General features: G+C 73.6%; 2 protein-coding genes and 1 pseudogene. All 3 read left to right on the forward strand.

The genetic code is table 11. The annotated features are described in order from the left end of the window. The coding region (locus tag IF23_RS32310; RefSeq protein WP_245655175.1) for a type I polyketide synthase at positions 1-3,444 on the forward strand (3,444 nt) is incomplete at its 5' end. Next, a complete protein-coding gene (locus IF23_RS35300; protein ID WP_245655176.1) occupies positions 3,404-4,387 on the forward strand; it encodes a beta-ketoacyl reductase in 984 nt (327 codons plus the stop codon). The genes IF23_RS32310 and IF23_RS35300, both read left to right, overlap by 41 nt. A gap of 88 nt (positions 4,388-4,475) precedes the next feature. Next, positions 4,476-6,159: pseudogene (locus tag IF23_RS31790) on the forward strand (type I polyketide synthase); the annotation flags it as partial.

The raw sequence follows: 6,159 nt of genomic DNA on the forward strand, positions 1-6,159 counted from the left end.
GTGGAGGCGCACGGGACCGGTACGCGTCTCGGTGACCCGATCGAGGCGCAGGCGCTGCTGGCGACCTACGGCCAGGGCCGCGATGTCCAACGTCCGCTGCTGCTCGGTTCGTTGAAGTCCAACGTCGGTCATGCGCAGGCTGCGGCAGGCGTCGGCGGCATCATCAAGATGGTGGAGGCGATGCGCCACGGCACCCTGCCGAAGACCCTCCATGTCGATGAGCCGTCGCCGCACGTGGACTGGTCCTCGGGCGCCGTGCAGTTGCTGTCCGAGCAGACCGACTGGCCCGCCACCGGGCGTCCACGCCGCGCCGGTATCTCCTCCTTCGGGATCAGCGGGACCAACGCCCATGTGATCGTGGAGGAGGCCCTCGCCCAGGAGCCTGCGGAGGAGTCGGACACGGCGCCGACGCTCGCCGGTCCCGCGCCCTTCCTGCTCTCCGCCCACGATGAGGACGCCCTGCGGGGCCAGGCGGAGCGGTTGCGCGCGCATCTGACGGACCGTCCCGAGCAGGGCCTTGCGGACACCGGCTGGTCCCTCGCCACCACCCGCACCCTGCACGACCACCGGGCCGTCGCCGTCGCCGCCGACCGCGGTGAACTCCTGGATACCCTGGGTGCGTTGGCTCGTGGCGAGAGCGTCGCGGACGTGCTGCGCGCCGACGCCGCGCCGCGCGGCCGGACCGCCTTCCTGCTCACCGGGCAGGGCGCCCAGCGGCTCGGGATGGGCCGGGAGCTGTACGAGACGTCCCCGGTGTTCGCCGCCGCGTTCGACGAGGTCTGCACCCACCTCGACCGCCGCCTCCCGCAGCCCCTGCGGAGCGTGCTCTTCGCCGATGACGACGCGCCGGAGGCGGCGCTGCTCCACCGGACGGTCTTCACCCAGGCCGCCCTGTTCGCCCTGGAGACCGCGCTGTTCCGGCTCGCCGCCCACCACGGCCTGACCCCGGACTACCTGCTCGGCCACTCCATCGGAGAGGTCACCGCCGCCCACCTCGCGGGCGTCCTCGACGTGGCCGATGCCTGCACCCTCGTCGCCGAACGCGGCCGCCTGATGCAGACCGCCCGCGACGGCGGCGCGATGGCCGCCGTCGGAGCGCCCGAGGACGAGGTACGCGCCTCGCTCGCCGCCTGTGGGGACAAGGTCGCCGTCGCCGGGGTCAACGGCCCCCGCTCCACCGTCATCTCGGGCGACGCCGACACCGTGGACGCGCTGGCCGCGCGGTGGAAGGAGCGCGGCGCACGGACCACACGGCTGCCGGTCAGTCATGCGTTCCACTCGCCGCACATGGACGAGGTGCTGGAGGAGTTCCGCGCGGTCGCCGCCGGGCTGACCTTCCACACCCCGCGCATCCCCGTCGTCTCCAACGTCACCGGCGACCTCGCCACCGCCGGGGAACTGACCTCGCCCGACTACTGGGCCCGCCACATCAGGGAAGCGGTCCGCTTCGCGGACGGCGTACGGCTGCTGGCCGCCCGGGGCGTCACGGAATGGGTCGAACTGGGACCCGACGGCGTACTGAGCGCCCTGGTCGCCGAAACCCTGACCGCCGACACGGACGCCGAGGCGGATGGTGCGGGTGGAGCCGTCGCCCCCGTCCTGCGCAAGGGCCGCTCCGAGGCGCGGACCTGGGCGTCGGCGCTGGGGCTGCTCGCGGCCCGCGGTGCCGAGGTGCGCTGGGACACCGTCTTCCCCGCAGCCCGCCGAACCGCCCTGCCCGGGTACGCCTTCCAGCGACAGCGGTACTGGCTCGACGGGCCGCGGACCACCGGCGATGCCACCGGCTTCGGGCTCGTGGAGACGGACCACCCACTGCTCGGCGCCGCCCTCGCCCTCGCCGACCGTGACGAGCAGCTCTTCACCGGCCGCCTGGCCCGCGGCACACATCCCTGGCTGGCCGACCACACCATCGCCGACACGGTCCTCGTCCCCGGCGCCGGTCTCCTTGAACTCGCCCTGCGAGCGGGGGAGCAACTCGGCGCCACCACGGTCGGCGACCTGACCCTGGCCGCCCCCCTGGCCCTGCCCGAGCAGGGCGGCGTACATCTCCAGGTGTCCGTCGGTGCCCCGGAGGCCCACGGCGGGGACACCGTACGTGCCGTGCGGATTCACGCCCGGCCCGACGACGCGGCTTTGGACACCGAGTGGACCCTCCATGCCCACGGCACCCTGCACGGCGCCCCCGGCCACTCCCCGGACGGCGCCCAGGAGGCCGGTCTGGCGGACTGGCCGCCGCCCGGCGCCGTCGAAACCGATCTGACCGGCGTCTACGAGCACCTCGCCGACCAGGGCTTCGCTTACGGGCCCGCCTTCCGCAACCTGCGACGGCTGTGGATCGCCGGGGACGACCTCTACGCGGAGGTCGCCCTCGACGACGACCGGCGCGCCGAGGGCGACGGCTTCACCCTCCATCCGGCCCTCCTCGATGCGGCCTTGCACCCGCTGCTCCCCGGCGTCGCCCGGCCGGAAGGCATCGCCGTGCTGCCGTTCGCCTGGGCAGACGCCACCGTCCACGCCACCGGCGCCACCGCGCTCCGCGTCCGCCTCACCGGCGCCGCCGCGGCCGCCGCGGACGACGGCTCCCGGACGGTGGCCCTGACCCTCGCGGACACCACCGGCACGCCCGTCGCCACCGTCGCGGGACTGACCCTGCGCCCGCTCTCCGTGGCGGCGCTGCGGTCCGCGGGCCGTAGCGGAGTCGACGGCCTGCTGCGGGTCGGATGGACCCCGCTGTCCGAGGACGGGGCACCCGCGCCCGCCGTGGCGGAGCCCTGGGCGGTCGTCGGCCCGACGGCCGGTCTCGGCAAGGCCGCCGTGCACCTCGCCGCCTACCCGGACCTCGCGGCGCTGGTCCGCGCCGTGGACGAGGGCGCCCCCGCCCCCGCGGTCCTGCTGGCACCGCACACCGCCGCCCCCGGGCCGGACACCGCCCCGCCCGCGGCGGCGCATATCGCGGCGCGCCGCGCCCTCGCGCAGGTCCAGGCGTGGCTGGGCGACGAACGGTTCGCCGGGACCCGCCTGGTGGTCGTGACCCGCAGCGCCGTCGCCACCACGGCCGACGAGGACGTCACCGACCTCGCCCACGCACCGCTGTGGGGCCTGCTGCGCGCCGCCGCGACCGAGCACCCGGGCCGCATCCAGCTCCTGGACGTGGCGGACGACCTCACCGAGGCGCTGCTGGCCCGGGCGGTGGCAGCGGCACCGCCGCAGTCCGCGATCCGCGCCGGGACCCTGCTCACCCCCCGCCTCACCGTCCCGGAAACCACCCTCGCCCCGGACACCCCCTGGGGAGACGGAACCGTCCTGATCACGGGTGGTACGGGTGGGTTGGGTGCGTTGGTGGCGCGTCATTTGGTGGTGGTGCATGGGGTGCGGCGGTTGGTGTTGGTGAGTCGTCGAGGCTGTGCTGCGTCCGAAGGTGGATGCGGCGTGGCATCTGCATGAGCTGACCCGGGACATGGGTCTGTCGGCGTTCGTGCTCTTCTCGTCCGTTTCGGGCCTGCTGGGTACGGCAGGTCAGGCCAACTATGCTGCAGCGAACGCCTACTTGGATGCCTTGGCGGCACACCGCCGAGGGCAAGGACTGGCCGCGACGTCCCTCGCCTGGGGACTGTGGGACGCCTCCCACGGGATGGGCGCCACCCTCGGCGACGCCGACCTCGCCCGTCTGGCCCGCTCCGGGCTGCTGCCGCTGGCCACCGACGACGGCCTGGCCCTTCTCGACGCCGCCCCGACGGCCGGGGAAAGCCTCCTGGCCGTCACCAGGCTCGACACCCCGGCCCTGACCTCCCTCGGCGACCAGGCCCCGCCCCTGCTGAGCGGCTTCGTACGGAAGACCCCCGAACGCCGCACCGCCACCGCACCGGACACCGGCCATCGCCTCCTGGCACGGCTCGCCGCCCTGTCCCCGGCCGACCGGGACCGCGCACTGCTCGACCTGGTACGCGAGAAGGTCGCCGGGGTGCTCGGCCACACCGACCCTGCGGCGATCGACGGGGACCGGCCGCTCCAGGAGCTCGGCTTCGACTCGCTCACCGCTGTCGAACTGCGCAACCAACTCGGCGCCGAGTCCGGGACACGCCTGCCGACCACCCTCGTCTTCGACCATCCGACGCCCAGGGCTCTCGCCGGACACCTGGCCGAGCGGCTCGCCGTCGACGAGACCGCCCCGGACGAAGCCGTCCTCGCGGAACTGACCCGGCTCAAGGCGGCCATCGAGACCGCCGCGTCCGACGAGTCGGCCCACGGCCGGATCACCACCCGCCTCCGTGAACTCCTCGACGCCGCCGACGGCGCCGCAGGGGCCGCAGGCACCGAGGACGACCTGACGGCCGCCACCGACGAGGAACTGTTCGCCCTCGTCGACGATTTCGACCGGACGACCTGACCGAACCGGCCCACCATCCGACCCGTCCGGCCCACCCGCCGCGACCGGGCCGACCACCACACCACGCAGGGGGAGTTGACAGCACATGGCGGGCGAGGACAAGCTCCGCGACTATCTCAAGAAGGCCGTCGCCGATGCCCGTGACGCACGCAGGCAACTGCGCGCGATCGAGGACAGGCAGCACGAGCCGATCGCGATCGTCGGGATGGCCTGCCGCTACCCGGGCGGCGTCGCCTCCCCGGACGATCTGTGGCGGTTGGTGACCGACGGCACCGACGCGATCGGCGACTTCCCCGCCGATCGCGGCTGGGACCTCGACGCGCTGTACGACCCGGACCCCGACCGCACCGGCACGACATACGGGCGCGAAGGCGGGTTCCTGTACGACGCCGACCGTTTCGACCCGGCCTTCTTCGGCATGTCGCCCCGCGAGGCCACCGCCATCGATCCTCAGCAGCGGTTGCTGCTGGAGACGGCGTGGGAGACGTTCGAGCACGCCGGTATCGACCCGACCGCCCTGCGCGGCTCGCGCACCGGCGTCTTCACCGGCCTGATGTACAGCGACTACGGCTCCCGCCCGCATCTGCCCCCGGACGGGTTCGAGGGCTACCTGTTCAGCGGCAGCGCGGGCAGCATCGCCGCTGGTCGGCTGTCGTACACCTACGGGTTCGAGGGCCCGGCGGTGACGGTGGACACCGCGTGCTCGTCGTCGCTGGTGGCACTGCATCTGGCGGCGAGCGCGCTGCGCAACGGCGAATGCGACCTCGCCCTCGCGGGCGGCGCCACCGTCATGGCGACACCCGTCGCCTTCATCGAATTCTCCCGCCTGCGTGGCCTCGCCCCCGACGGCCGCTGCAAGTCGTTCGGCGCCGGGGCCGACGGCGTCGGCTGGTCGGAAGGGGCCGGACTCCTGCTGGTGGAGCGGTTGTCGGACGCCCGTCGTCATGGTCATCAGATTTTCGCGGTGGTGCGTGGGAGTGCGGTGAATCAGGATGGTGCGAGTAATGGTTTGACGGCGCCGAACGGTCCGTCGCAGGAGCGGGTGATCCGTGCGGCGTTGGCGGACGCCGGTCTGTCGCCTGCTGAGGTGGATGCGGTGGAGGCGCACGGGACCGGTACGCGTCTCGGTGACCCGATCGAGGCGCAGGCGCTGCTGGCGACCTACGGCGACCCTCCATGTCGATGAGCCGTCGCCGCATGTGGACTGGTCCTCGGGCGCCGTGCAGTTGCTGTCTGAGCAGACCGACTGGCCCGCCACCGGGCGTCCACGCCGCGCCGGTATCTCCTCCTTCGGCTTCGGCGGGACCAACGCCCATGTGATCGTGGAGGAAGCCCCCGCCCAGACACCCGCCGAGGACCCCGGCGGCGTACAGGACGACGCCCCGGCCGGTGCCGACGACATCGCCGCACAGCCGACCGCCGTCCCCGCGCTGCCGTGGATACTGACCGCCCGCACCCCGCAGGCCCTCACCGCACAGGCCGCCCGGCTGCTCGACCACACCGACGGCGATGACGCCCCCGACCCCCTGGACATCGCCTACTCCCTCGCCACCACCCGTACCGCCCACACGCACCGAGCGGTGGCCGTGGCCACCGGGAGCGAAACCCTCCGCGCCCGCCTCCGCCTGCTCACCCCCGTCCCCCGCACCACCGGCCGAACCGGATTCGTGTTCTCGGGTCAGGGTGCGCAGTGGTTGGGGATGGGGCGTGAGTTGTATGGGGTGTATCCGGTTTTTGCGGGTGCGTTCGATGAGGTGTGTGGGGTGGTGGAC

The sequence above is a fragment of the Streptomyces catenulae genome (assembly GCF_000718015.1).
GTDB classification, from domain to species: domain Bacteria; phylum Actinomycetota; class Actinomycetes; order Streptomycetales; family Streptomycetaceae; genus Streptomyces; species Streptomyces catenulae.